Source organism: Kluyvera georgiana, assembly GCF_050990895.1.
Taxonomy (GTDB): domain Bacteria; phylum Pseudomonadota; class Gammaproteobacteria; order Enterobacterales; family Enterobacteriaceae; genus Kluyvera; species Kluyvera georgiana.
This window is the reverse complement of record NZ_CP158865.1, coordinates 3,867,629-3,893,067: the sequence shown is the minus strand read 5'-3', so window position 1 is coordinate 3,893,067 and position 25,439 is coordinate 3,867,629. Positions and strand designations below refer to the sequence as shown.

The 25,439-nt window shown below is 55.3% G+C and carries 21 protein-coding genes; 15 read left to right on the top strand and 6 right to left on the bottom strand.

The features are described 5' to 3' along the window. The first annotated feature begins 99 nt into the window (after positions 1-99). From lsrR to ABTW00_RS18520, 3 genes are all read left to right on the top strand, one after another. Entirely contained in the window at positions 100-1,056 is a 957-nt protein-coding gene (gene lsrR / locus ABTW00_RS18530; RefSeq protein WP_433641087.1) for a transcriptional regulator LsrR, read from the top strand. Positions 1,057-1,162: 106 nt separating this feature from the next. Then, a complete protein-coding gene (gene lsrK / locus ABTW00_RS18525) occupies positions 1,163-2,755 on the top strand; it encodes an autoinducer-2 kinase (RefSeq protein ID WP_433636760.1) in 1,593 nt (530 codons plus the stop codon). 12 nt (positions 2,756-2,767) lie between these two features. Further along, positions 2,768-3,118 carry a cupin domain-containing protein gene (locus ABTW00_RS18520; RefSeq protein WP_433636758.1) on the top strand — a complete coding sequence of 117 codons (351 nt, stop codon included), beginning with the start codon at positions 2,768-2,770 and terminating at the stop codon, positions 3,116-3,118. 154 nt (positions 3,119-3,272) lie between these two features. On the opposite strand, the gene ABTW00_RS18515 is transcribed toward ABTW00_RS18520, so the two are convergent. The 3 genes from ABTW00_RS18515 to ABTW00_RS18505 all read right to left on the bottom strand — a co-directional run bounded on the left by ABTW00_RS18515 (position 3,273) and on the right by ABTW00_RS18505 (position 5,697). Beyond that, complete coding sequence (locus tag ABTW00_RS18515; RefSeq protein ID WP_433636756.1) at positions 3,273-3,665, bottom strand: VOC family protein; 393 nt, start codon at positions 3,663-3,665, stop codon at positions 3,273-3,275. Between the two features lie 24 nt (positions 3,666-3,689). Then, positions 3,690-4,946 carry an MFS transporter gene (locus ABTW00_RS18510; RefSeq protein ID WP_433636753.1) on the bottom strand — a complete coding sequence of 419 codons (1,257 nt, stop codon included), beginning with the start codon at positions 4,944-4,946 and terminating at the stop codon, positions 3,690-3,692. Positions 4,947-5,124: 178 nt separating this feature from the next. Further along, positions 5,125-5,697, bottom strand: a complete 573-nt coding sequence (locus ABTW00_RS18505) for a DUF1349 domain-containing protein (protein WP_433636751.1) — start codon at positions 5,695-5,697, stop codon at positions 5,125-5,127. 307 nt (positions 5,698-6,004) lie between these two features. Between ABTW00_RS18505 and ABTW00_RS18500 the strand changes: the two genes are divergently transcribed. The 4 genes from ABTW00_RS18500 to ABTW00_RS18485 all read left to right on the top strand — a co-directional run bounded on the left by ABTW00_RS18500 (position 6,005) and on the right by ABTW00_RS18485 (position 8,781). Then, positions 6,005-6,568 (top strand): DUF2975 domain-containing protein, encoded by a 564-nt coding sequence (locus ABTW00_RS18500; RefSeq protein ID WP_433636749.1) that lies wholly within the window; start codon positions 6,005-6,007, stop codon positions 6,566-6,568. A gap of 13 nt (positions 6,569-6,581) precedes the next feature. Then, positions 6,582-6,800 carry a helix-turn-helix domain-containing protein gene (locus tag ABTW00_RS18495; RefSeq protein WP_065358431.1) on the top strand — a complete coding sequence of 73 codons (219 nt, stop codon included), beginning with the start codon at positions 6,582-6,584 and terminating at the stop codon, positions 6,798-6,800. Positions 6,801-6,920: 120 nt separating this feature from the next. Further along, positions 6,921-7,250 carry a hypothetical protein gene (locus ABTW00_RS18490; RefSeq protein WP_433636746.1) on the top strand — a complete coding sequence of 110 codons (330 nt, stop codon included), beginning with the start codon at positions 6,921-6,923 and terminating at the stop codon, positions 7,248-7,250. Between the two features lie 100 nt (positions 7,251-7,350). Further along, positions 7,351-8,781 (top strand): aspartyl protease family protein, encoded by a 1,431-nt coding sequence (locus ABTW00_RS18485; protein WP_433636744.1) that lies wholly within the window; start codon positions 7,351-7,353, stop codon positions 8,779-8,781. Between the two features lie 160 nt (positions 8,782-8,941). Here ABTW00_RS18485 and ABTW00_RS18480 read toward each other — a convergent pair whose 3' ends face one another. Continuing rightward, complete coding sequence (locus ABTW00_RS18480; protein ID WP_240492992.1) at positions 8,942-9,151, bottom strand: zinc ribbon domain-containing protein; 210 nt, start codon at positions 9,149-9,151, stop codon at positions 8,942-8,944. A gap of 337 nt (positions 9,152-9,488) precedes the next feature. On the opposite strand from ABTW00_RS18480, the gene ABTW00_RS18475 reads away from it, so the two are divergent. After that, complete coding sequence (locus ABTW00_RS18475) at positions 9,489-10,115, top strand: DUF1062 domain-containing protein (protein WP_065358427.1); 627 nt, start codon at positions 9,489-9,491, stop codon at positions 10,113-10,115. Positions 10,116-10,231: 116 nt separating this feature from the next. Here the strand turns inward: ABTW00_RS18475 and ABTW00_RS18470 are convergent, their stop codons facing one another. After that, positions 10,232-10,573, bottom strand: coding sequence for a DHCW motif cupin fold protein (locus ABTW00_RS18470; protein ID WP_064547702.1), 342 nt, complete (start codon positions 10,571-10,573; stop codon positions 10,232-10,234). A 500-nt stretch (positions 10,574-11,073) separates the two neighbouring features. On the opposite strand from ABTW00_RS18470, the gene atzF reads away from it, so the two are divergent. The 4 genes from atzF to urtA are packed head-to-tail and all read left to right on the top strand — an operon-like array spanning position 11,074 to position 18,524. Beyond that, positions 11,074-12,876 carry an allophanate hydrolase gene (gene atzF / locus ABTW00_RS18465; protein ID WP_433636740.1) on the top strand — a complete coding sequence of 601 codons (1,803 nt, stop codon included), beginning with the start codon at positions 11,074-11,076 and terminating at the stop codon, positions 12,874-12,876. After that, positions 12,869-16,501 (top strand): urea carboxylase, encoded by a 3,633-nt coding sequence (uca, locus tag ABTW00_RS18460; RefSeq protein ID WP_433636738.1) that lies wholly within the window; start codon positions 12,869-12,871, stop codon positions 16,499-16,501. The genes atzF and uca overlap by 8 nt, the downstream gene beginning before the upstream one ends. Continuing rightward, positions 16,498-17,196, top strand: a complete 699-nt coding sequence (locus ABTW00_RS18455) for a GntR family transcriptional regulator (RefSeq protein WP_065358424.1) — start codon at positions 16,498-16,500, stop codon at positions 17,194-17,196. Before uca ends, ABTW00_RS18455 begins: the two co-directional genes overlap by 4 nt. 56 nt (positions 17,197-17,252) lie before the next feature. Beyond that, positions 17,253-18,524: an urea ABC transporter substrate-binding protein gene (gene urtA, locus ABTW00_RS18450; RefSeq protein ID WP_064547711.1), complete on the top strand. Its 1,272-nt coding sequence runs from the start codon at positions 17,253-17,255 to the stop codon at positions 18,522-18,524. A gap of 710 nt (positions 18,525-19,234) precedes the next feature. Here the strand turns inward: urtA and iutA are convergent. Continuing rightward, positions 19,235-21,436, bottom strand: a complete 2,202-nt coding sequence (iutA, locus tag ABTW00_RS18445; RefSeq protein WP_065357996.1) for a ferric aerobactin receptor IutA — start codon at positions 21,434-21,436, stop codon at positions 19,235-19,237. A 540-nt stretch (positions 21,437-21,976) separates the two neighbouring features. Here iutA and urtB point away from each other — a divergent pair. The 3 genes from urtB to urtD are packed head-to-tail and all read left to right on the top strand — an operon-like array spanning position 21,977 to position 25,438. Next, positions 21,977-23,578 (top strand): urea ABC transporter permease subunit UrtB, encoded by a 1,602-nt coding sequence (gene urtB, locus ABTW00_RS18440; RefSeq protein WP_433636735.1) that lies wholly within the window; start codon positions 21,977-21,979, stop codon positions 23,576-23,578. Further along, a complete protein-coding gene (gene urtC, locus ABTW00_RS18435) occupies positions 23,578-24,654 on the top strand; it encodes an urea ABC transporter permease subunit UrtC (RefSeq protein ID WP_271448088.1) in 1,077 nt (358 codons plus the stop codon). The genes urtB and urtC overlap by 1 nt, the downstream gene beginning before the upstream one ends. Continuing rightward, positions 24,647-25,438, top strand: coding sequence for an urea ABC transporter ATP-binding protein UrtD (gene urtD / locus ABTW00_RS18430; RefSeq protein ID WP_065357998.1), 792 nt, complete (start codon positions 24,647-24,649; stop codon positions 25,436-25,438). Before urtC ends, urtD begins: the two co-directional genes overlap by 8 nt. Position 25,439 lies beyond the last annotated feature (1 nt).

The following is a 25,439-nucleotide window of genomic DNA, read 5'->3' as shown; positions in this document are numbered from 1 at the left end:
TTAAAGCCACTAAAATGTGGGTTTAATCACAGTTATTAATGACTGATGAATGAACAATTGTGTTCAGAAATTAGATATGTTCAAAGTGAAGACAGAATGATGACTATTAATGACCCGATGATGTCCGAGCAAGGGATGTGTGAAGAAGAGCTGGTGGCACGCATTGCGTGGTTCTATTACCACGATGGTATGACGCAAAGCGATATCAGCAACAGGCTGGGACTGACGCGGCTTAAGGTGTCGCGGCTGCTGGAGAAGGGGCATCAGTCCGGGATTATTCGCGTCCAGATTAATTCTCGCTTTGAAGGCTGTCTGGAATATGAAACTGAATTACGTCGCCGCTTTGATCTGCACAATGTGCGGGTCATTCCAGGGTTCCCCGGAGCCGATGCGTGCGTACGCCTGGGGATTGGCGCTGCGCATATGCTGATGGAGTCACTCCAGCCGCAGCAGATTCTGGCAGCGGGCTTCGGCGAGGCAACCATGAATACCTTAAAACGGCTCAGCGGGTTTATCTCCGCTCAGCAAATCCGCCTGGTGACGCTGTCGGGCGGTGTTGGACCTTATATGACCGGGATTGGGCAACTCAACGCGGCCTGTCCGGTCAGTATTATTCCGGCTCCGCTTCGCGCCTCTTCGGCTGAGATTGCCCGGACCTTAAAAAATGAAAACAGCGTTCAGGATGTCCTGCTGGCAGCCCAGGCTGCCGATGCGGCGATTGTGGGTATCGGCGCAATCAACCAGAAAGAGGAGGCCACCATTATTCGCTCAGGTTATATCACTCAGGGGGAACAGCTGATGATTGGCCGTAAAGGCGCCGTGGGCGACATTCTGGGCTACTTCTTCGATAGCGAAGGGCAGGTGATTCCGGATATGAAGATTCACGATGAACTTATTGGATTAACCCTCAATACCCTGAAGACGATCCCGACGGTGATCGGCGTCGCCGGGGGCGTGAATAAAGCGGAAGCGATCGCTGCGGCAATGAAAGGGGGTTATATCAACGCATTGGTCACAGACCAGGAAACTGCCGCCGCTATTGTCAGCGGGCAGTAATGCGTATCTGCCGTGCAGTCGTGCGGCAGGGAGTCACAGAATTTCCGTTTGTACCGTGGAGACAGCATTGACGAACTGATAACTAAAATAAGCCGAGGACAAAACGATGGCCCGACTCTGTACCCTCTCTGAATCAGCACATTACCTGATGGCACTGGACGCCGGAACCGGAAGCGTCCGCGCCGTGATTTTCGACCTGGAAGGCAAACAAATCGCGGTGGGACAATCGGAATGGCGGCACCTTGCTGTTCCGGATGTTCCCGGCTCGATGGAGTTCGATCTGGGAAAAAACTGGCAACTGGTCTGTGAATGTATCCGTCAGGCACTGCATATCGCCGGGATTGCGCCGGAAGCGATTGCTGCTGTCTCTGCCTGTTCGATGCGTGAAGGCATTGTGGTTTATGACGCAGAGGGAACGCCCGTCTGGGCCTGCGCAAACGTGGATGCCAGAGCGGCGCGGGAAGTCAGCGAACTGAAGGAGATCCACGACTATACCTTTGAAAGCGAGGTTTATCGTAGTACCGGTCAGACGCTGGCGTTGAGTGCGATTCCACGTCTGCTCTGGTTGGCACATCATCGTTCGGATATCTATCGTCGCGCCTCGACGGTCACGATGATCAGCGACTGGATGGCCTATATGCTCAGCGGTGAGCTGGCGGTGGATCCTTCCAATGCGGGAACAACGGGCCTGTTAGATCTCAAAACGCGCGACTGGAAGCCGTCATTGTTGCAGATGGCCGGACTACGGTCAGATATTCTCTCCCCGGTCAAAGAGACCGGAACGTTACTGGGAAAAGTGACCGTCCAGGCCGCCGAACAGTGTGGGCTGAGAGCGGGTACGCCGGTGGTGGTGGGGGGCGGAGATGTTCAGTTGGGATGCCTCGGTCTTGGGGTTGTACGCCCGGCGCAAACTGCCGTACTGGGGGGAACATTCTGGCAGCAGGTGGTGAATTTACCTGCGCCGATTGTGGATCCTGAAATGAACGTTCGCGTGAATCCGCACGTTATTCCGGGAATGGTACAAACCGAATCCATCAGCTTCTTTACCGGTCTGACGATGCGCTGGTTCCGCGATGCTTTCTGTGCTGAAGAAAAGCTGATTGCTGAGCGTCTGGGCGTAGACACCTACACGCTTCTGGAAGAGATGGCTTCCCGGGTACCGGCCGGCGCATGGGGCGTCATGCCCATTTTCTCCGATCGGATGCGCTTCAAGAGCTGGTATCACGCTGCCCCTTCATTCATCAACCTGTCCATCGATCCTGAAAAATGTAATAAAGCCACGCTGTTTCGTGCGCTGGAAGAGAATGCGGCCATTGTGTCGACCTGCAATTTGCAGCAAATCGCCGATTTTACCGGGATCCATCCGACTTCGCTGGTGTTTGCCGGGGGAGGCTCGAAGGGCAAACTCTGGAGCCAGATTCTGGCGGATGTTTCAGGGCTGACGGTCAACGTGCCGGTTGTCAAAGAAGCCACGGCGCTGGGCTGTGCCATTGCAGCCGGCGTCGGAGCGGGGATCTGGTCATCCATGGCTGAGACCGGCGAACGGTTGGTGCGCTGGGAACGGGAGCATGTACCTGACAGGGCGAAGCACGAGCTTTATCAGGAATCGCGCGCGAAATGGCAGGCGGTATATCAGGAGCAGCTAGGTCTGGTCGATCACGGGTTGACGACCTCTTTGTGGAAAGCGCCTGGTTTATAACAGGAGAGGGTGATGATTAAATCGAATGAAGCGCAGCATGAGTACCGTTTTGGTGACAGTGGCCCGAAATACCTCATTCGCGGTCCGGTGTGCGACATGGGCGTTGTCATGCTCCAGCCCGGTCAGTCTTTTCCCAACCATCGTCACATCGAAGCCTGTGAAATTTTTTATACTCTGGCTGGCGAAGTGACGCTTTACCTGAACGGTGAGGCCCACACGTTAGGCTCGGGGGATGTTCTACACTGCGATCCCGGTGACGCGCATTTTCTGGTGAACAGAGGTGAGGTGCCGTGGAAAGGCGTTTTTGTTAAATCGCCGCATATCCCGGGCGACAGTCATCCGGTTGAGCCGACGACCTATTAGTCCTGGATATTTTATCCATGACAGGCAGATTGGGGCAGGGATAGGACTTTCCTTGCTCCCTTTCCCAAATGTGGAGGCCGTCAGGCCCTGTCAACGTGAAGGGCCTTTGGCATAGGGCTATCGCGATATTGACCGCCACGGTTTAGCGGCCCACTCAGCCTCCAAAATCGTAATACACAAATGCGAGCTTATTCCCGTCCGGATCGCGGACATACGCACTGTGGAATTCTTGCCCGTATTGCGGCCTGTGTCCCGGTGCGCCTTCGTCCGTACCGCCAAGATTGAGCGCCAGTGCGTAGAGTTGCTGGATATGTTCAAACGAGCGGGCATTCAGCGCCACCATCGTGCCATTCCCAACTCCAGCAGGCTGCCTGTCAAAGGGGGTACCCACGCACAGCCCGGTGGTATGGTTATTGTTGAATGTTCCCCAGGATGCCCCTTCTTCATTCCGGCCCGCCTTTGGATGCCCGAGCAATTCCATCAACGGATCGTAGAACTTTATGGCACGCTGGAGATCGTTAGTTCCCAGCATCACGTAAGAAAACATATCTCCTCCTGACTCTCTTTTGCATTATTGCTCCTGATAACTCGCAGGCGATACAGGCTGACCCTGATATTGCCTGCGCAGTTTCAGCAGTCGGGAAACCAGTATGATGACGGCTATACCGGCCAGCAGCGCCGCGCAGTGAAAAGCTATCCTGCCGCCGGCATGGAAGTAGATCCAGCGGGTTGCCTCAATGGAAAGCGCAAAGGCGCTCAGCGCCATAATATTCAGCGTGGCAGACACGGTGCCTTTTGGCAGGTTATGAGAAAAGAGTGTAAAACGAAACAGTACAGGGTAGAGCAGCCCAATGCCCAGGGCATAAAGGCTCGTCCCCAGTATTGACCACAGCCAGACGTGTGGCCATAGCAGGTTGCCGATCAGCAACGTGAGCAGGCCAACAAGCTGTATTGGGATGGTACCCCAGATAAAGCGGGGTGAAGTGGGGTCCTTGATAAAATTCGCGACGATCGCGCTGGCGATGATGATCCCACTAAATACAGGTACCTGTGTCCAGGCATAGGTATCGGGGGACATTCCACCATGCTCAATCAGGATAACGGGGGAGAGCGCCACCCAGGTGATAATTGGCAGGTTGCCAAATGCGACGGCCAACGAACCGGTCAGCACCACGGGGTGGCGAAATGCCGCGATGAAATCGCTTAACACCTCACCGGGCTTAAATCCCCGTCCCTGAGAGATAACGGTTTCCGGCATTTTGAATAGCAATAAGGACCACGCGACCAGCCCCAAAACGCCAATGAGGGTAAAGAGCCATTTCCAGTGCATGAATGCCATCAGCCCTGCGCCCGCTACCGGACCGATAACTGGCGCGAGCAGAACAATAGAGGTCAGGGCGGCCATAATCCTGATGGAATCCGTTTCTCCAAACGCTTCCTGAATCGAGACGTAACCGACGGTTGAGATAAAACAGATGCTTGTGCCCTGAATAAAGCGGGCAACGAAGTACTGTTCGATTGAGGTGACAAACAGCATGCTCAGGCAGGCGATGGCAAAAATCAGCGCGCCGGTCAACAGCACAGGCCGACGGCCAATACGGTCGGAAAGGGGGCCCAGCAGCCATTGTAGCGCCAGACCACCGACCATGTACAAACTGACGGATGCGGGGGCTAGCGTTACATCCGCCTGTAGCTCATTGATAATATTGATGATACCAGGCTGAATGAGATCCGTTGTCAGGTAGGCTGAAAAATCATAAATCATCATCGCGAGCGGAAACAGCATAACGCTGCCGTACTGCAGTAAACGCCGGGGTGTGCTGTTCATGTGGGGCTCCGGTCAATATCTTGTCCTGTGTTTTAGTATCTCTTTATTCATTCAACTAATGTTAAACGGACATAATTTAACCATTGGTTTTGTATGGTTACTGTGACTTAGTCGCAATGTAGACGAACTTCAACGGACAGCCGCTGCCTTTGCAATGGCTGTCCGTTGCGGCTAAAGATCAGCTGAGATCGTGAAGTGCTTTATCCATGGCGGGGGTGAGACTGAGGTCAATAAACTCCACGGCCAAACCGCGGCGTTCAGGCGTGCAGCACATCACGCCAACTTTTACCGGCCCGGAGGGGAAGTGGCACAGACGAAGCAAAGGCCAGCACAGCCCATCTGATGAGTACTGCAACCGTAACCCGTCTTTCTTACGGGTCAGGCGAAGCCAAAATTCTCGTGGATCGCCCGGGAAGATTCCGGTTGCCCAGTCGGATTTCTGTAATGTCAGTACGCTTCCTATCGCTGGCGCACCATCATTGTATTCAATCCCGGCCTTGAGCCAGTGTTGCTCATCCAACATAAGCATCAGCCCCGCCTGGTCATAGAGCGTACTGAAATCAGCGCGAATTTTAACCTGAAACGTAAAATCATCCGCCACGTCAGTGGCGAAGATATGACCTGAAAAACGCTCAAATCCGTACCAGGTATGGCGCCAGAAATCGGTATGGTTATCGGTGATTACCGATAGGGCGTTGTTTTCGTAGCGCCATGTCGCGGGCTCATTTATCCATTCAAACTTGCTACGCATCATTCCTCTCCTTTTGTCTGGCATGCATCATGACAATCTCTTTTAAACATTCAGTATCATCTCAAATCTGGCTGTCGGTCAGCCCCACTGAACGCTGAGGGTGTTCCGTGAACTCGGCGACAACAAATCGGTTCCCTCCTCTACTCTCTTCTGATAGGCAGAAATGTCTTACTTGTAACGTATTGAAATATCTATGTATTTTTAAAATCCACGATCTTTTTTAAAGTAAAACAATAAAAAATTATCGTTTTATTTTAATTTTGTGTATTCTTTGAACTATACCACAATGCAGACTCACAGAGGTTCTATGTCCACTGATGCACTGGCGCAGCTCAGCCAAAGAATGGTCTCGTTCACCATGATGCTGTTGATTGCCGTTGTTTTAATCAATTCGCTCGTCCTGTTCTTTCCTGCATTATCCTTTTCGGATGAGTTACGTGGGATAAGACTATCGCTTTACGATCAGAGGCTTTCTGCCCTTAATGTCAGCCTGCGAACCTTGCCATGGTGGCAGGCTGCTGGCGTCGGCGTAATCAGCTTATTGGTTATGGCTCCACTTTGTTACAGCCTGTATCAACTCCGCTCTTTGTTTAAAGCTTATGCCCAGCGGAATTATTTCTCAGCCAGTTCTGCACGGTATATGAGCCGAGTCGGCGGTTCACTGGGGGTCTGGACGGTCATGAACCTGCTTGCCGATCCTGTTATCAGTTACTGGTTGACGTTGCTTAATCCTCCCGGCGAGCGTGAAATATTATTCGGGTTTGAACTACAACACATAATCTGGATTTTTATTTCTCTGTGCGTGATGGCAGTGGCTAAAATACTGGAAAAGGCAAGCGTTCTGTACGAAGAAAACAAACTCTTCCTGTGAGGCGATAACTGTTATGGCAATCATTGTTAAGCTGGATGTATTACTCGCCGCACGGAAGGTGAAGTCAAAGGAACTTGCTGATGCGATTGGTATTACGGAACAGAATCTCTCGTTAATTAAGCAAGGGAAAATTAAAGGTTTTCGCTTTTCAACCCTGGATGCACTGTGCAAATATCTTGATTGTCAGCCCGGCGATCTCTTTAGCTATATTCCAGTGAAAGAGGATGAATAAAATAGACGGGTGACATTCACTATAGCATAGCCCTTTTGCCTACCGGAAAAACACCGCTGTCTGCGGCGGTGTTGCTATAAGACACGCTTCTTTTGGCAAAATACATAAAGGAAAATATTTATGAAAGGAACTGTACTGACTATTCTGTTTATTCTTATCCTCAATAGCGCGGCCATCGCGTCACCGCGAGACGATCGTCCGGGAAAAGTAAATCACCATTCTGATATTCAGAAAGAGCGTAAAGGCAACTCTGGACATCGCTCTCCTGTTTACCATTCTGTGTCGAAACCGCCCAAAGACAAGCATATTCACAGAACCCAAAAAATGAAGTCAGGAGGCTCTAATCTGTATATTGTCGATGACGTTTATAATCATCGCTATAAAAACGAATATTACCAGATTATATCGCCTTATGAGGATATAGAAATACTGAATTACAGCGAGCGATGATATTTTACCCCCATGGACTTCAGCGCTATAAGGACGGACTAAATACCTCTTTTATTCTTACGCATTCTGTTACTAAATTCTTCTGAAGGGAGTATCTACCATGCTTACAAGGCTATTGGCACTTTCATTATTTTTCTCTTTTATTCCTGTTATCACTCTTGCGGCTGAAAAGGGGGGGAATACGCTACAGGTCGAGAACTCCACGACAAATAGTCCTGATGCACGGCTGGATCGTGGTGATTATGTAAATATAATTTCATCGAAGGCGAGTCGTCTCTCAAAGGAACCCTCAAATAACGCCCTGCGTTGGGATGTCGTGCAGGATGAACTTGCGGTAGGCAATTTAGGTAAAGTCGAAAAATATCTCGAGCCTTTATTAAGCGATCCGCTTTATAAGAATGATGCGCTCTATACACTGGGGACAACTCGTTATTTGCAGGGCGACTACGTACAGGCGGAAACACTTTTCCGAAAGAGTGCCAGGGAACTGAGAAGTCGCATCAAACAACTTTATGTTTACTACCAAACAGGTCAGTATTCGAAGGCGAAAGAATTGTTCGATGATGAGCAGCTGAAATCGCTCAGTCAGAATGATATCGCTCTGTTGAGTCTGATGAATTCCTTCGGCAGTGCCCAGCCTTACAGACCTGAATGGAAATCTGAGAAGGCTATTCTTCCATTCATCTCGATGAATCATTTGCCAATAGTCTCTGTCAGGGTGAACGGACAACCTATCAATGTCTTCATTGATACGGGCGCTGATTTATTTGTTCTCAAATCTGAAATGGCGAAGAGACTGGGGCTGAAATCGCAGGCAAGTTTCACGGGGACTTATGCTGGCGGCAAGACAGCGGAAACGCATTACTCCAGATTACAGACGTTGGGTCTGGGAGACGTCACATTACATGATGTTCCTGTTGATATTGCAGATTTCCCTCAATCATGGTTTTTCACGGATGAAAAAACGGGGCAAAAAATAGATGTAGACGGCATTTTATCCACGGGGGTGTTCCATCAGTTTCTCACGACGATGGATTATCCTGAGCGACAGGTGGTGCTGATGCCCAGAAATAAAGCCAGTCAACGTGAAGTTGCTGAAGACGGTGGCATAAATATTCCCTTTATCCTGGAGGGTACGCATTTCATGATAGTTAAAGGCGCAGTTAACGGTAAGGAGGGCATGACTTTTTTCCTCGACTCAGGTCTTGACGATCCGGATGCTTCGATTTTGTTGCAGAAAGAAGCGCTGAACTACGCCGGAGTAAAATTGCAGGATGGGGAACGCTATATACTGGATGATGACAAAGGAGGGCTGGGGGGAGGCGGTTTTGCCGTAACCCGTCTGTCGATCGACAGTGTTTCTGTCGGCGCTTTAAATCAGAAGGGGTTAATCGGGCTTTATGGACTCTTACCGGAAGCGCTCTATTTCACCGAATCCGGGATGATTCTCGATGGTTTCATCAGTCATCAGTTCTTAAAACACTATAAATGGACCATTGATTTTGACTCTATGCTGATGACATTCCAGTAATGGAAAACGTCAGTTCCGATCTGGTTGGCATTCATGCCAACCAGATCTTCAAATGCTGCAAGCGGTATGGGGACGGTTCGCGAACGGCGGTACTCCCAGGCGAGGACGCCGAGCCGCAGTGATTTCTGGGTAAAAAGACGATGGAAGCGGGAAAACTGGCTTACTCGTCCGCTTTATGCGCCCAGGCGGGCATTGCCGTCAGGTAGCGTTTTGCCCGCTTGCGCGATTCTTCTTCGCCCACCTTTTGCCAGGAATCGAGAAAAGCCGCCAGACCGGAAACGGCCTCATCCCATGATTTGAGATGACCATCGCTATCGCTGCAGTATGCACAGTATTTATCGCTACTCCCCTGTGCATCAGGTGCGGACATCGGCATTCCGCAGGCCTGACAAAACCGTTCGTGCTGTGTCATATCGCGCTCCTTGTGTTATTGGATTGTCTATAAAATATACAAAATTGATGTGCCGTGTTTAATGTGTCAGATCAATAGAACAACCCATAACCATCATGAATATTGATTGAACTCATATACCCAATAATTGCCGTTTTGGTAGTCTCGCTATATCTCTTTGCTCACCGACAGGATTGCATCGTTGGAAATCTTTTTTTAACCCTCTGAAAAATATCTCTTAAATATTTTTCATACATCAACATTCATGGTCCGTTCAGTACGGATCCGGTTTTGTATGGGTTAAAAAAGGTATGTTATGAAAGTTACATGGACCGTCATGCCCGTGGGTTTTCAGCGCATTGCGAAACGCTGTCCTTCATGTGCAATTAAACGGGACTTCACGCCTTCGGGAGCATTTCGGGTCAATTCACAAAAAAAGAAGCTCGATGTGTGGCTCATTTATAAATGTACGCACTGTGATTACACCTGGAATATCTCACTTTTTTCGCGGGTGCACGTCAGCAAAATTGACCGTCAGCTTCATCACCGACTGATGAGCAACGATGCCGCGACGGTGCAGCGCTTTGCCTGTGATGTTGCAACGCTGAAGCAAAACAACGCCGAGTTATCGGGTCGGCCTGATTTTCACATTCGGGAGCGATGGCCGCTCAGCATGACAACTCCCCGGTGGGTTCACGTTAGCGTCAGGATCTCTCACCCTTTTCAGGTTAGCCTTCTGTCCATTTTGCAAAAACAGCTCAAGCTGAGCGCAGGTGAAATCCGGAGAAGGGTCGAGGCTGGGCAGATAAGCGGCGTTACGATGAAAATGCTTAAATCGCGAAAGCTGAAGGCAACGGAATATCAGTTCCAGCTCTCAGTGGAAACGTTTTATGCCCGGCGAAGGATCGTTCTGACACGTGGTGAAAACAGGAGGCTCTGCTAACGCTCCGTACAGGGAAAGCGAAATTCGTTGTTCCATGAATCATCGGATAGTGGATGATTCATGATAAATAGTTAAGCCCGGCCTTTTTCCAGGCCGGGCTTAATCTGTTTATCGGCTTAATCCACAATGAAAAGTTTTGCCCCCGTTGTGGTTCGGGATTGATGTGGCTCCGCATTATCGCCCACCTGATAGCTCATTCCCGCTTTCAACACAAATTGACGCCCATCCTCAAGGGTTGTTTCCAGTTCGCCTTCAATACACAAAAGAATATGTCCTTTCTGGCACCAGTGATCGGCAAGATAGCCAGGGCTATAGTCAACCATGCGAACGCGGATTTTATTGGCTTCGTGACCAAAAAACTGGGTACGCCAGTAGGCCATGCCTGTTTCTCCCGGATGCTCTGTGACTTCTATCTCATTCCAGTTTGTGGTGCTGAAAGCAAAGGCATCGGTCTTCATATTGTCGCTTCTCTGAGGGGGAATACGGGTCTGGAATTAGACTATGTGCATAACAAAAAATTAACAATTGAATATTTCTCACTATCAAGGCCGGCCTCAGAACCGGCCAAACCAGGAAACTATTGTGTTGTGGCACACTTTCCCTTCACATCCCCGATAAATGCAGCCACGGTATCCTGCATGATGTTGTTCGTGTTGGCCCGGTTGATCGTCATTTATTTTATCTATTACGATGAAAGGCCATATCCCATCGTTAATCCATAGTCATAGTAATGACACTTCGCTTATTCTCATAAATAATTATTTTAGCTATTTATTCTATTATTTGTTTTTGCTATGACCATTGCACCGATACTGTACGAAAATGCGCTTTTACGGTGCGTGAAAATATCTGGTGAAATAGCTGGTTTTATTTTAATTCAATATAAAACAATATATTAAATATCTGGCATAGGCCTTGCTAATTGAATTCCATCTTGTATACCAACAGGGATTCAACGATGGCTTTTATGACCGGAAAAACGCTGGCAGGCTGGCGTCAGCACATCAGGCAAAATAGCAATACGGTGTTCGCATTATTACAGGCGCATATTCAGTCGTTGGCGACCGACGATAACGCATGGTTAACGATCGCCAACGACGCCCAGCTAAGCGCGCAGCTAGACGCATTAATGCCCATCTACCGCAACAATCCTGAGGCGTTGCCGTTATTCGGTATTCCTTTTGCGGTCAAAGATAACGTTGATGTCGCAGGTTGGCCGACCACCGCAGCTTGTCCGGCGTTTGCCTATGTGGCAGAGGAAGATGCCACAGCGGTGGCCCGTCTGAAAGCCGCCGGGGCCATCGTGATTGGCAAAACCAATCTGGACCAGTTTGCCACCGGGCTGGTGGGCACGCGTTCACCGTACGGCGCGGTGGTGAACAGTTTTAACGCCGACTACGTCAGCGGCGGATCCAGCTCCGGCTCCGCTTCCGTGGTGGCGCGCGGTCTGGTGCCGTTTGCCTTCGGCACCGATACCGCCGGTTCCGGGCGCGTACCTGCCGGGTTCAACAATATCGTCGGGCTAAAGCCGACCAAAGGCTGGCTGTCGGCGAAGGGCGTGGTACCCGCCTGTCGTCTGAACGACACGCTGTCGGTGTTTGCGCTGACGGTGGAAGATGCATTCGCCATCGCCACGGTGGCGGGCGGTGACGATGCTCAGGATGCCTATTCCCGCACGCATCCCGCGACCACACCCGCCGCGATGCCGTCCAGCCCTGTATTTGCGATCCCGGAAATGCTGAATTTCTTCGGTGATACCGAGGCGCAGACGGCCTGGGAGCTGGCGCTGGATGCTTTGCATGACAGCGGCGCGACGCTAAAACCGATCGACTTCAGCGCCTTTTCGCAACTGGCGGAACAACTGTATCAGGGGCCGTGGGTGGCCGAACGCACGGCGGCCGTCGGCGAAATGCTCCAGCACCCCGAACGGATGGACCCGACCGTCCACGCGATTATCGCCGCCGGGCTGAACTACAGCGCGGTGGACGCCTTCAGAGCGGAATACCTGCGCGCCGAACTGGCGCAAAAAATTCAGCGCGCGTTAGGCGAGGTGGATGCGCTGGTTGTGCCAACCTCGCCGACGATCCATACCCTCGAAGAGATGAAGCAGGAGCCGGTGCGCTTCAACTCGCAGTTTGGCACCTACACCAATTTCACCAACCTGGCGGATCTCAGCGCGCTGGCGTTGCCCGCGCCTTTTCGCGCCGACGGCCTGCCTGCGGGCATCACGCTGATTGCCCCCGCGTGGCACGACCGCGCGCTGGCGGATTTTGGCCTGCGCTGGCAGCAACAGCTGGCGCTGCCGATGGGGGCCACCGGGCAGCCTCTCGCTCCGGACGTGGGCACGCTGCCGGTCTCTTCCCGGCACGTGCGCGTGGCCGTGGTCGGCGCGCATCTGCGCGGTATGCCGCTCAACTTCCAGCTCACCGCTCGCCGGGCGGTATTTGTCGAAGCGACCCATACCGCACCGTGTTACCGGCTGTACGCGCTGGCTAATACTCAGCCGCAGAAGCCGGGTATTGCCCGTGCGGCCAGCGGCGCGGCGATCGAGGTGGAATTGTGGGATATCCCGCTGGCGCGATTCGGGGAGTTTGTCGCTGAAATCCCGGCACCGCTGGGCATTGGCTCGCTGGAGCTAAGCGATGGTCGTTGGGTGAAAGGCTTTATCTGTGAACCGGCGGCGCTTAACGATGCCGCGGACATTACCGAATTTAAGGGCTGGCGTCACTGGATTGCCCGCAAGGAGAATCACCATGTTTAACACCGTCCTGATTGCTAACCGTGGCGAAATCGCCTGCCGTGCTATCCGCACCCTGAAACGTCTGGGGATCACCAGCGTAGCGGTTTACTCCGACGCTGATAAAAATGCCGAGCACGTCAAGCTGGCCGATATTGCGCTGGCGCTGGGCGGCGAGAAGGCGAGAGACAGCTACCTGAAAATCGACAGCATTATCCAGGCGGCGCGCGAAAGCGGCGCGCAGGCTATCTGGCCGGGTTACGGTTTTCTCTCCGAGAGCCTGCCGTTTGCCGACGCCTGCGAACAAGCGGGCATCGTCTTTATCGGTCCCACCGCGCAGCAGATTGGCGAATTTGGTCTTAAACACCGCGCCCGTGAGCTGGCGGCGCAAGCCGGTGTACCGATGACGCCGGGCACCGGGCTGCTGAACTCGCTCGATGAAGCGCTGGCTGCGGCGCAGCGGGTAGGCTATCCGGTGATGCTAAAAAGTACCGCGGGCGGCGGCGGTATTGGCCTGACGCGCTGCGCCGACGCCGAGGCGCTGGCGCAGGGCTGGGAGAGCGTGCGCCGTCTGGGCGAACAGTTCTTCAGCGACGCGGGCGTGTTTGTTGAACGCTGCATTGACCGTGCGCGTCATATCGAGGTGCAGATTTTTGGTGACGGTAACGGCAACGTGGTGGCGCTTGGCGAGCGCGACTGTTCGTTGCAGCGGCGCAACCAGAAGGTTGTTGAAGAGACGCCCGCGCCGAATCTGCCTGCCGCCACCCGTGCGGCGCTGCTCGATGCCGCCGTAAAGCTCGGCAAGCTGGTGAACTATCGTAGCGCCGGGACGGTGGAGTTTATCTACGATGCCGGGCAAGACGCCTTCTACTTTCTCGAAGTGAATACCCGTTTGCAGGTCGAACATCCGGTGACCGAATGTGTGACCGAGCTGGATCTGGTGGAGTGCATGCTGCGCGTGGCGGCGGGGGAAGCGCTCGACTGGGCGCGTCTGGCGAAAGCGCCACAGGGGGCGTCTATTGAAGTGCGTATCTATGCCGAAAACCCGCTGAAAAACTTCCAGCCAAGCCCCGGCGTGCTGACGGAAGTGGTGTTCCCGGACGACGTGCGTATTGATACCGGCGTGGCCACCGGCAGTGAAGTGTCGGCATTTTATGACCCGATGATCGCGAAACTTATCGTCCACGCCGACACCCGCGAAGCCGCGCTGAGCAAACTGCATGCCGCGCTGAACGCCACGCGTCTGCACGGCATCGTCACCAACCTTGACTACCTGCGTCAGATTACCGCCAGCGAGGCCTTTATCAGCGGCACCGCGTGGACGCGGATGCTGGATAGCGTGGTGGCGCGCTCATCGGTGATTGAGGTGCTGCAGCCCGGCACCTGGAGCAGCGTACAGGATTATCCTGGCCGCCAGGGTTACTGGGATATTGGCGTACCGCCGTCAGGGCCGATGGACGATTTTGCTTTCCGCCTTGCTAACCGCATTGTCGGCAACCACGAATCGGCGGCGGGGCTGGAATTCACCCTGCAAGGGCCGGTGTTGCAATTTCACTGCGATGCGCTGATTGCGCTGACCGGGGCCGACTGCCAGGCGCAGCTCGATGGCGAAGCGGTCGCGCTGTGGCAACCGGTGGCGGTCAAGGCCGGACAAACGCTGGCGCTGGGCCGTGCGCAGAACGGATGCCGCGCCTATCTGGCGGTACGTAACGGCCTCGACGTGCCGGAATATCTCGGCAGCCGTTCCACCTTCGCGCTTGGCCAGTTCGGCGGCCACGCCGGGCGGACGCTCAAGGTCGCCGATCAGCTGCCGATCTCACGTCCGGAATTAGCCGCCTGCACCACGCCTGCACCCATTAGCGAAGCCAAAGCGTTGTCGCCTGCGCTGATTCCTGCCTACGGCGAAGTCTGGCGCATCGGCGTGCTTTACGGGCCGCACGGCGCGCCGGATTTCTTCACCCAGGAATCCATCGACGAGTTCTTTGCCAGCGATTGGCAGGTGCACTACAACTCTAACCGCCTCGGCGTGCGGCTGGTAGGGCCGAAACCAAGCTGGACCCGGCCAAACGGCGGTGAAGCAGGGCTGCATCCGTCCAACGTCCATGACTGTGAATATGCCATTGGCGCAATTAACTTCACCGGGGACTTCCCGGTGATCCTCACCCGCGACGGCCCCAGCCTCGGCGGATTTGTCTGCCCGGTGACGATCGCCAAAGCCGAATTGTGGAAAGTGGGGCAGGTGAAGCCGGGCGATCGTATTCGCTTTTACCCGATGAGCGTGGAAGACGCGGTGGCGCGCGAGAAGGCAATGGATCGCAGCATTGAGACGCTGCAAACCAGCGTGCTGCCAACGTTTGCCATGCCGTCGCTGGCCGACCGCGACGGTGTATCCGCCGCAAGCCTGGTGTCACTGCCGGCCACCTTCACTACGCCCGCCATCGTCTACCGCCAGGCGGGGGACAATTACATCCTGATTGAGTACGGCGAAAATGTGCTGGATCTGGCGCTACGCCTGCGCGTTCACGTGCTGATGGCCCATCTGCGTGAACGGGCTCACCCCGGTATTAAAGAGCTGTCACCCGGCGTGCGCTCGCTGCAGGTGCGCTACGACAGCCGCGAGATTGGTCAGCAGGCGTTGGTAACGCTGTTGCTGGAGCTGGAAACGCGCATTGGCGACGTCAGCCAGATGACGGTGCCATCGCGCATTGTGCACCTGCCGATGGCCTTTGAAGACAGCGCCACGCTTGATGCCGTCAGCCGCTATGCCGATACCGTATGTGCCCGCGCGCCGTGGCTGCCGAATAACGTCGATTTTATCCAGCGTATCAATGGATTGCCGAGCCGGGAAGCGGTGAGGGAGACGATTTTCGACGCCAGCTATCTGATCCTCGGGCTTGGCGATGTTTACCTCGGTGCGCCGTGCGCGGTGCCGGTGGACCCGCGCCACCGCCTGCTTAGCTCCAAGTACAACCCGGCGCGCACTTTCACCGCCGAAGGCACCGTAGGGATCGGCGGGATGTACATGTGCATCTACGGCATGGACTCCCCCGGCGGCTACCAGCTGGTGGGGCGTACGCTGCCTATCTGGAACAAATTCCTGAAAAACGAACAGTTCAGCGCGGGCGAACCCTGGCTGCTGCGCTTCTTCGATCAGGTGCGCTTCTATCCGGTCAGCGAGAACGAGCTGGACGGGTTGCGCGAAGATTTCCGCGAAGGCCGCGCGGCGATTCGCATTGAAGAGACGGTCTTCGACTTCCCGGCGCATCTGCGCTTCCTCGAAGAACATGCCGATGACATTGCCCGCTTCCGTCAGCACCAGTCGACGGCATTTGACGCCGAGGTTGAGCGCTGGCAGCGCGATGAACAGCAGCCCGTAAGCGAAAGCCAGATGCCGGTGGCTGAGGTCGCGGTTGACGAGGAGGCGCTGCCCGTCACCGCCGACATGAACGGCAATATCTGGAAAGTGCTGGTTAACCCGGGCGATACGGTCGACGCGGGGCAGACCTTAATCATCGTCGAAGCCATGAAGATGGAGCTGGCCATTCACGCGCCGCAGGCGGGGGTGGTGAAACGCATCGGCTGCCAGCCAGGCCGTCCGGTTAGCCCCGGCGACGTGCTGCTGTGGCTGGAAGAGAGGAGCGCCGCATGACGGAAAGCAACGGCAAAAAACGCCAGGCCGGGCTCGCGGAGCGCATCTACCAGGCGCTGAAAAACGATATTTTTGATTTCCGTCTGATGCCCGGCGAGCACTTTAGTGAAAACGAAATTTCCGAGCGAATGGCGGCCAGCCGCACGCCGGTACGTCAGGCATTGTTCTGGCTGGAGCACGAAGGCTATGTGCAGGTGTACTCGCGCAGCGGCTGGCAGGTGAAACCGTTCGATTTCACCTACTTCGAAGCGCTGTACGACTTTCGCATCGTGCTGGAAATGGAGGCGGTGAAGCGCCTGTGCGCTCTTCCTGCCGAGGCTCGCCACGAGCACCTGGCGCCGCTGCTGGCTTTCTGGTGCGAAGCGCCGCGTATGGCGCCGGGTAAGGCGCTGTCACGGCAGGATGAAGCCTTCCACACCGCGCTGGTACGCGCCACCGGCAACAGCGAGATGGCCCGCGTCCACGTTGAGTTGACCGAGAAAATGCGCATCATCCGCCACCTCGATTTTACCCGCGAGGATCGGGTGGACGCGACCTACAGCGAACATGCGCTGGTGCTTCAGGCGATTTCGCAGCAACAGACGGAAGAGGCGCAGCGGATCCTCACTGCGCACATTTCCCAGAGTAAAGCCGAGGTCCGAAAAATAACCTTACACCGGCTGCAGCAGGCACGTTTACAACCCGTTTCACCTTAGGCCCATCGCTGGATGGGGAAACCGTTATTACTCAATATCATTTAGGGGTTTTGGTCATGAAAAGACGTTCTTTACTGAAAGCATTTGCCCTGTCAGCCACCTTTTTGAGCATGGGCTTCTCTTTGCAGGCATACGCAGCAGACACCATTAAAGTGGGGATCATGCACTCCCTGTCGGGCACCATGGCGATTTCGGAAACGCCGTTGAAAGACGTGGCGCTGATGACCATTGATGAAATCAACGCCAAAGGCGGCGTGCTGGGCAAAAAGCTGGAACCGGTGGTGGTGGATCCGGCTTCTAACTGGCCGCTGTTCGCCGAAAAGGCGCGCCAGCTTATAAGCCAGGACAAGGCTGCAGTGGTATTCGGCTGCTGGACGTCGGTATCGCGTAAATCGGTACTGCCGGTGTTTGAAGAGCTGAACGGCCTGCTGTTCTACCCGGTACAGTACGAAGGTGAAGAGATGTCGCCGAACGTGTTTTATACCGGCGCGGCGCCAAACCAGCAGGCGATTCCGGCGGTGGAATACATGATGAGTGAAGACGGCGGCAGCGCGAAGCGCTTCTTCCTGCTCGGCACCGACTATGTTTATCCGCGCACTACCAATAAAATCCTGCGCGCCTTCCTGCATTCCAAAGGCGTTCAGGATAAAGACATCGAAGAGGTTTACACCCCGTTTGGCTATAGCGACTATCAGACCATCGTCGCCAACATCAAGAAATTCTCCGCGGGTGGTAAAACGGCGGTCATCTCCACCATCAACGGCGACTCCAACGTACCGTTCTACAAAGAGCTGGCGAACCAGGGTATCAAAGCCACTGACGTACCGGTGGTGGCGTTCTCGGTGGGCGAAGAAGAGCTACGCGGCATTGATACTAAACCGCTGGTAGGACATCTGGCGGCGTGGAACTACTTTGAGTCCGTTAGCAACCCGGTGAACGAGAAGTTTGTGGCTGACTATCGCGCTTACGCTAAAGCGCACAAGCTGCCGAACGCCGATAGCGTGGTGACCAACGACCCAATGGAAGCCACCTACGTGGGCATCCATATGTGGGCGCAGGCGGTCGAGAAGGCGGGGACCACCGACGTGGATAAAGTGCGCGCCGCGATGGCGGGGCAAACCTTCAACGCGCCAGACGGCTTTACGCTGACCATGGATGCGACCAACCACCACCTGCACAAACCGGTGATGATTGGGGAAATTGAAGAAAACGGTCAGTTTAACGTGGTGTGGAACACCGATAAGCCGGTGCGCGCCCAGCCGTGGAGCCCGTATATTCCGGGGAATGATAAGAAGCCGGATACGCCGGTGAAAACGGGCGGGAAGTAAGGTTTAGTCGTGGCGGGGGACAACCAGGTACTTGTCAGTAAGGTGAAAGGTTCCGTTCACTTTACGTTGGGTGGAATATGACGTTCTATCACCGGTGAACGGGCCAAGGGGGGCGGCCGCGCCCCCCTTGACAATCCCCGCGGTCCCGCGGGGAAATCGGTGCTTCGCACTACGCTCACCTACGAACTCCAGCCTGCGGCACGGCGAAACTCGACATCCTGTCTCGGTTCGCCTCAGTCCGCCATCCATGGCGGCCTGACCTTGTCTTCCATTCTCCGGTTCGCCGATTTCCAGCGGGGACTCATCGGTTTCAGTAGCCCTGGTTTTTGCTGTTAACTAAAAGACCGCACTGGTGTTGGTGGCGTCTAAATCGCCGAAGCGTTCCCTGAAGGCCGGGGCAGCCCACAGGGATGTGGGCTGAGGGCGCGGCTTTACAGGGATGTTACCTCGCGCCCGACCCGAAGCCGGAAGGGATAAGCTGAGGGAACCGCGAAGCGGCGATTTTGCCGCCAGAGCCCGGGGGTGCAGGGGGCGGCGGCGATTGGCCGCCCCTTGCGCGCTCCCTGCGCCCGCGCAGTTTATATGGCTAGGGTTGGATGGGAGCGCAACGAAGTGATAAACCCAAATGTCTCTCCTCTAATGGATAACTGTCGCCACGAACTTGTGTATAGGAAACAGTGTTAAGGGAAATACATAGCACGATGCGAACATTAGAACAGCACCGAATAGTTCAACCCAAACGTCCGCCCGCGACCTTTGTAGTCATACAGTGACGCCGGGCCGTAGCCTGGGCTGTAGTACATTGGCGCGCGCTGCCCCCATACCGTGGTGTAGTCGCGGTCGAAGAGGTTTTCAATGCTGAAGCTCAGCTTGCCCACCGGTAACGCATAGCTGCCGAGCAGGTCGAGGGTGGTGTAGCCATCAATCTGATTTCCGGCTTCGTCGCGCAGTTTAAATGATGTCGTGCTCTGTACGCGCAGGCTCCATGGCTCCGGCGCCCAGCCAATATAGGCGGTGGCTTTCGACGGGCTGGCGACCTTCACGTCGTACTTCTCCCATTTACCGTCCACCTTCGACTCGGTTTTCAGCACGTTGAAGTTCCCCCCGGCGCTCCAGTCGGTATCCGGAATAAAGTAGTCCACCGCGCCTTCTACGCCATAAATGCGGCGCTTGTCGTCCACCACGCTAATCGTCAAATCGTCATTAACCACGACGTTCTTATCGGACAGGGAATAATAGGCCGCAATCTGCGTCCGCAGATTGTCGCCGGTGTAACGCCAGCCAAGCTCATAGGAGTTGACCTTGATCCCTTCCAGTTTGCTGCCGTCGACGCTAACGCTGTTGGTCAACGCGCGATGGCCGTTGACGGCTGTAGCATAATTACCGCGACCGTAGTATTTCCCCGGATCGGGCAGTTCCACGCCCTGAGAGAAGTTAAACCACGTCTGCTGACGCTCGGTGAGGTGCATGAGTAGCCCAGCGTTAAACAGGAAGTTGTCGTAGTCGGTGGAGCCTCCAGGGATGGCGTCCGCGGATTTCACCGTCCCGGCGGCGATCTGCTGCTGCACCGCATAGCCAACAAAATCATCAACTTTGTTCTCGGTATACTGATAGCGCACGCCGCCGCTCAGGGTGAAGATGTCGTTGATGTCGTAGCTGGATTGCAGGAAGGCGGCCAGATTGCTGATGTCGTAATCCGGATAGCGACCCGTGGTGTAAATTCGCTGGTTATTCATCCCACCAGACGCGCTGGCTTTAGGCAGGTCGAAGAACATCTGGTTGGAGGTAAAGCGTTCGTGATCGGCGTCGAGGCCGTAGGTTAACTGCCAGCCGTCCAGCGGCGAACTGTTCAGCGTTAACTTAGCGCCATACTGGTTCGTGTCCTGCTGTGAGGAGGATAAGGCGGTCACTTTGTGCTGCTTGTTCACGCTTGGGAAGGGGTAAAACAGCAGAGACTCATCGCGATAGTAAACCTGGCCAACCAGCTCCTGCCCGAGGAAGTCGCTGTTGGAGTATTGCAGGCTAATCAGATGACGCTCGGTGCCTGGAATACGGTCGGAGTTCAGCCCGCTGCTGACGTACGGTTTGCTGCTCCCGGAAATGGCCGAGAAATCTTTCCCCAGGTTCAGTCCGTAGTCATCGTCGCCCTGGCTCTTATAGTATTGCGTCACCAGCTGCAGCTGCTGGGTTTCATCAATATTCAGCGTCCCGGTACCCATCACATCCAGACGGTCGGAGTACTGCAGGCCGGTCTGCGTATTATCCAGCAGGGTGGCATCGCCGTTGCCATCATACCAGCCGCCGAATTTCTGATAGGCCACCGACAGACGCCCGGCGATATGGTCATTGCCGCCGGAGACGGCGCTGGCAATACGTTCATCGTGATCTTTGCTGCTGTTAAAGCCGCTTTTGGTCCCCGCTTCAAACTCCACCTGGGTTTCCGGCTGGCCTTTTTTGGTCACGATATTGATAAGACCGCCGGTACTGCCGCCGCCGTACAGCGACGTCGCGCCGGAGATCACCTCAATATGTTCAATGTTAAACGGGTCGATGGAATCAAGCTGGCGGGAGTCGGTGCGCGACGAGTTCAGGCGTACGCCGTCAATCAACACCACCAGCGGACGGCCTCGTACGTTCATGCCGTAGTTGGTGCGGCTCTGGCTGCTGACATCAAGGCCGGGAATCAGCTGGGCCAGCGCGTCTTTGAGTTCTTTGCCGCCCTGAATCTGCTGCTCCAGCTCGGCGTTTTCGATAACCCAGGTGGTCTGCGCCATCTCCGCCACCGTACGGTTGCTACGGTTGGCGGAGATCACCATGTTTTCGTCATCGGTCGTTTGCGCTACGGCGGGTGCCATCATGGCGAGAAGTAAGGGGTTAAGCGCCCAGAGAGTATGCTTTTTGGTCATCATCATCATTCCTGCGCACGGGCCGATAACGGTCGGCCCAAACATGCGTTCAGTGAGTTAAATAAGCAGCACAGCGCTGCGGTTTTCCCGGATATCGCTTGCGCCGCAAGTCCCGACGGCGATCTCCTGAGATGAGATTCATCACGCCTGAAGTAAGGCCTGCGCCCAATGCGAGAAGGGGGTTGGCGTGATAATGAGAATTTTGCAGATAATGTTTCTCATTATCAATATTTGTATCAAGTTTTGTTAAATTATTTTTATGTGTTTGAGAGCGAAGGACGGGATTCTGGGGGCGCTGAGCGGAGAAATAACCTTTAAAAAAATAAGTTATTATTTATCAGTAATTATTTTGATGAAGCGAATTGGGTATTTCATCTTCTTATAATTATCTGCGCTATTACCGTGCGTGAATGTGCTTTTTCGGTGCGGGTTAATTGTTTGGAAATCACTTAAATTTATTTTTATTTATTTTAAAACAAATGCTTATGTATTTGGCATAAGCCTTGCTAAATGAATTCCATCTTGTATACCAACAGGAATTCAACGATGAAATTAATAGTGAGAAAAACGCTGGCAGCACTATTTCCGGCTTTCGCTTTTCTCTTATTCAGTTGCCTGACGATGAGTGCTCCCGTGCGGGCCAGCGCTGTGGCCGATTACGGGCAGGCCAGCCGCAGCGAGCAGGCGCTGCTGCTCCAGCGCTGGGCCGCCGATCCGCAGCCTTCGCGTCTGCCGCTGCTGGAAGCGCTCAGACATGAGTCGGTGGTCAGTGACGCCCAGGGCCATTTGTTCAATGAACAGAGCGGCAAACTGGTGCCGCTCGAAGGTGAGGCCGCACCGACGGGCAATACCAAAAAAGTGTTTATGAACAACCGCATTCGTGGGCTGGTGGCCAGCGCGCTGGCATCACATCAGCTGGTGAGCGAGGACGATAAGGTGCGTCTGAACGCGGCGCTGACGCTGCAAAATAGCGCCCAGCAGGATCAGCTGCCGATGCTGACTCAGCGTCTGACGGCCGAACAGGACGACCGCGTCCATACCGCGCTGGCCATTGCCGTCGCCAACCTCCAGCTCTCTGATAGCCGCGCCGAGCAGCGTCTGCAGGCGGTGAAACTGCTGGGCGAGGCCAGCGATCCACAGGTGCAGGCTAGCCTTAGCCGTTTGACGCAGGCGCAAAACGAACCGGATGCCAGGGTGCGTGCGGCGGCGGCGGACAGCCTCAAGCAGGTGCAGCAGCGCCTGAAGTGGGGAGACTGGCTGGGTCAGGCGTTTAGCGGCATTTCGCTGGGCTCAATCCTGCTGCTCGCCGCGCTGGGACTGGCGATCACCTACGGCCTGCTGGGCGTCATCAATATGGCTCACGGTGAAATGCTGATGCTGGGCGCGTATTCCACCTGGCTGGTGCAGGACGCCTTCCAGCACTTGGCCCCGGAGTGGCTGGCGCTTTACCCGCTGGTGGCGCTGCCGGTCGCGTTTTTTATCACCGCGGCGGTGGGGATGGCGCTGGAGCGCACCATTATTCGTCACCTTTACGGGCGTCCTCTGGAGACGCTGCTGGCAACCTGGGGCATCAGCCTGATGCTGATCCAACTGGTGCGCGTGCTGTTTGGCACCCAGAACCTGGAAGTAGCGAACCCGGCCTGGCTGTCGGGCGGCTGGAACGCGTTGCCGAACCTGGTACTGCCGTACAACCGTATTGCGGTGATTCTGTTTGTGGTTGGCGTGCTGGCGCTGACCTGGCTGCTGCTCAATAAAACCCGCCTGGGGATGAACGTACGCGCGGTCACGCAAAATCGCCGCATGGCCGACTGTTGCGGCGTACCGACCGGGCGCGTCGATATGCTGGCATTCGGTTTGGGGTCCGGCATCGCCGGGCTGGGCGGGGTGGCACTGTCGCAGCTGGGCAACGTCGGCCCGGAGCTGGGTCAGGGGTACATCATCGACTCTTTCCTCGTCGTGGTCACCGGCGGCGTGGGACAGCTGGCGGGCACCGTGGCCGCGGCGCTGGGGCTTGGCGTGCTTAACAAAGTGCTGGAGCCGCAGATTGGCGCGGTGCTGGGCAAAATAGCCATTCTGGTCTTGATCGTGCTGTTTATTCAGAAACGGCCGCAAGGATTGTTCGCATTCAAAGGGCGGGTAATTGACTGATGAGCCAACCTATTACGTTAACGATCGCCCGCCGCGCGCCGCGTCTTACCGGCTCGCTGGCGGCGCTGGTACTGGTGGCGCTGCTGGTGCTGCCTTTCTTCGCGCTGTTGCCTGCGACACATCCGCTGGCTATCTCAACCTACACGCTGACGCTCATTGGCAAGATCCTATGCTACGCGGTGGTGGCGGTGGCGCTGGATCTGGTATGGGGCTACGCCGGATTGCTGTCGTTGGGCCATGGTCTGTTTTTCGCGCTGGGCGGTTATGCGATGGGCATGTACCTGATGCGTCAGGCGGCGGGCGATGGCCTACCGGCCTTTATGTCTTTTCTGTCGTGGAGCGAGCTGCCCTGGTTCTGGGCGGGCACCCAGCATTTCGCGTGGGCGCTGTGCCTGATTATTCTCGTGCCGGGTCTGCTGGCGCTGGTGTTTGGCTACTTTGCTTTTCGCTCGCGAATTAAAGATGTCTACTTCTCCATCATGACGCAGGCGCTGACCTACGCCGGAATGCTGCTGTTTTTCCGCAATGAAACCGGGTTTGGCGGCAATAACGGTTTTACCGGTTTTACCACGCTTCTGGGCTTCCCGGTCTCCGCCACCGGTACGCGGGTGGCGCTGTTTGTCGCTACGGTTCTGCTGCTGGCCGGTTCGCTGGCCATCGGCCTGTTGCTCACCCGCAGCAAGTTTGGCCGCGTGCTCACCGCCGTGCGCGATGCGGAAAATCGCCTGATGTTCTGCGGCTATGACCCGAAAGGTTTCAAGCTGTTCATCTGGACGCTCTCCGCCGTGCTGTGCGGGCTGGCGGGGGCGCTGTACGTGCCGCAGGTGGGGATTATCAACCCTAGCGAAATGTCGCCGACCAACTCGATTGAAGCCGCCATCTGGGTGGCGCTCGGTGGGCGCGGCACGCTGATTGGCCCGATTCTCGGCGCGGGGATCGTCAACGGCGCAAAAAGCTACTTCACCGTCGCCTTCCCGGACTTCTGGCTCTTTTTCCTCGGCCTGATGTTTATCCTCGTCACGCTGTTCCTGCCGCGCGGCGTGATTGGCCTGCTTAAACGGAGGAAGCATGACTGATTCACTGTTTACCCAACCGCATCTTCAGGATCGCTATCGCGATACCACCGATCCGGTGCTGGAGCTGAACAACATCAATGTCACTTTTGATGCTTTTCGCGCGCTGACCAACCTGTCGCTGAAGATTGGCGTCGGCGAGCTGCGCTGCGTGATTGGCCCCAACGGCGCGGGGAAAACCACGCTGATGGACGTGATTACCGGTAAAACGCGGCCAGACAGCGGCACGGTGACCTACGACCAGAATATCGACCTGATGGGGATGTCATCGGTGGAGATTGCCCGCGCCGGGATTGGGCGTAAATTCCAGAAGCCGACGGTGTTTGAAGCGCTGAGCGTGACGGAAAACCTCGAAATCGCCCTGAAGATGGATAAATCGGTATGGACCTGCCTGCGGGCCAAACTCACCGGCATCCAGCGGGATCGCATTGACGAGGTGCTGGAGCTGCTGCGGCTGACCGCGCATCGCCATCGCCCGTCCGGGCTGCTTTCTCATGGGCAAAAGCAGTTTTTAGAAATCGGCATGCTGCTGGTGCAGGAGCCGCATCTGCTGCTGCTGGACGAACCTGCTGCCGGGCTGACCGATGCGGAAACCGATTATATCGCCGAGCTATTTCGCACGCTTGCCGGTAAGCACTCGTTGATGGTGGTGGAACACGACATGGGCTTTGTGGAAACCATTGCCGACCACGTCACCGTCCTGCATCAGGGGCAGGTGCTGGCGGAAGGCTCGCTGCGTGAAGTGCAGGCCAACGAGCAGGTTATCGACGTTTATCTGGGGCGCTGAT

What these genes read in the sequence shown, in the direction of transcription:
- lsrR (WP_433641087.1), top strand. Translation starts at nt 100, where the DNA reads ATGACTATTAATGACCCGATGATGTCCGAGCAAGGGATGTGTGAAGAA.
- lsrK (WP_433636760.1), top strand. Translation starts at nt 1,163, where the DNA reads ATGGCCCGACTCTGTACCCTCTCTGAATCAGCACATTACCTGATGGCA.
- ABTW00_RS18520 (WP_433636758.1), top strand. Translation starts at nt 2,768, where the DNA reads ATGATTAAATCGAATGAAGCGCAGCATGAGTACCGTTTTGGTGACAGT.
- ABTW00_RS18515 (WP_433636756.1), bottom strand. Translation starts at nt 3,665, where the DNA reads ATGTTTTCTTACGTGATGCTGGGAACTAACGATCTCCAGCGTGCCATA.
- ABTW00_RS18510 (WP_433636753.1), bottom strand. Translation starts at nt 4,946, where the DNA reads ATGAACAGCACACCCCGGCGTTTACTGCAGTACGGCAGCGTTATGCTG.
- ABTW00_RS18505 (WP_433636751.1), bottom strand. Translation starts at nt 5,697, where the DNA reads ATGCGTAGCAAGTTTGAATGGATAAATGAGCCCGCGACATGGCGCTAC.
- ABTW00_RS18500 (WP_433636749.1), top strand. Translation starts at nt 6,005, where the DNA reads ATGTCCACTGATGCACTGGCGCAGCTCAGCCAAAGAATGGTCTCGTTC.
- ABTW00_RS18495 (WP_065358431.1), top strand. Translation starts at nt 6,582, where the DNA reads ATGGCAATCATTGTTAAGCTGGATGTATTACTCGCCGCACGGAAGGTG.
- ABTW00_RS18490 (WP_433636746.1), top strand. Translation starts at nt 6,921, where the DNA reads ATGAAAGGAACTGTACTGACTATTCTGTTTATTCTTATCCTCAATAGC.
- ABTW00_RS18485 (WP_433636744.1), top strand. Translation starts at nt 7,351, where the DNA reads ATGCTTACAAGGCTATTGGCACTTTCATTATTTTTCTCTTTTATTCCT.
- ABTW00_RS18480 (WP_240492992.1), bottom strand. Translation starts at nt 9,151, where the DNA reads ATGTCCGCACCTGATGCACAGGGGAGTAGCGATAAATACTGTGCATAC.
- ABTW00_RS18475 (WP_065358427.1), top strand. Translation starts at nt 9,489, where the DNA reads ATGAAAGTTACATGGACCGTCATGCCCGTGGGTTTTCAGCGCATTGCG.
- ABTW00_RS18470 (WP_064547702.1), bottom strand. Translation starts at nt 10,573, where the DNA reads ATGAAGACCGATGCCTTTGCTTTCAGCACCACAAACTGGAATGAGATA.
- atzF (WP_433636740.1), top strand. Translation starts at nt 11,074, where the DNA reads ATGGCTTTTATGACCGGAAAAACGCTGGCAGGCTGGCGTCAGCACATC.
- uca (WP_433636738.1), top strand. Translation starts at nt 12,869, where the DNA reads ATGTTTAACACCGTCCTGATTGCTAACCGTGGCGAAATCGCCTGCCGT.
- ABTW00_RS18455 (WP_065358424.1), top strand. Translation starts at nt 16,498, where the DNA reads ATGACGGAAAGCAACGGCAAAAAACGCCAGGCCGGGCTCGCGGAGCGC.
- urtA (WP_064547711.1), top strand. Translation starts at nt 17,253, where the DNA reads ATGAAAAGACGTTCTTTACTGAAAGCATTTGCCCTGTCAGCCACCTTT.
- iutA (WP_065357996.1), bottom strand. Translation starts at nt 21,436, where the DNA reads ATGATGATGACCAAAAAGCATACTCTCTGGGCGCTTAACCCCTTACTT.
- urtB (WP_433636735.1), top strand. Translation starts at nt 21,977, where the DNA reads ATGAAATTAATAGTGAGAAAAACGCTGGCAGCACTATTTCCGGCTTTC.
- urtC (WP_271448088.1), top strand. Translation starts at nt 23,578, where the DNA reads ATGAGCCAACCTATTACGTTAACGATCGCCCGCCGCGCGCCGCGTCTT.
- urtD (WP_065357998.1), top strand. Translation starts at nt 24,647, where the DNA reads ATGACTGATTCACTGTTTACCCAACCGCATCTTCAGGATCGCTATCGC.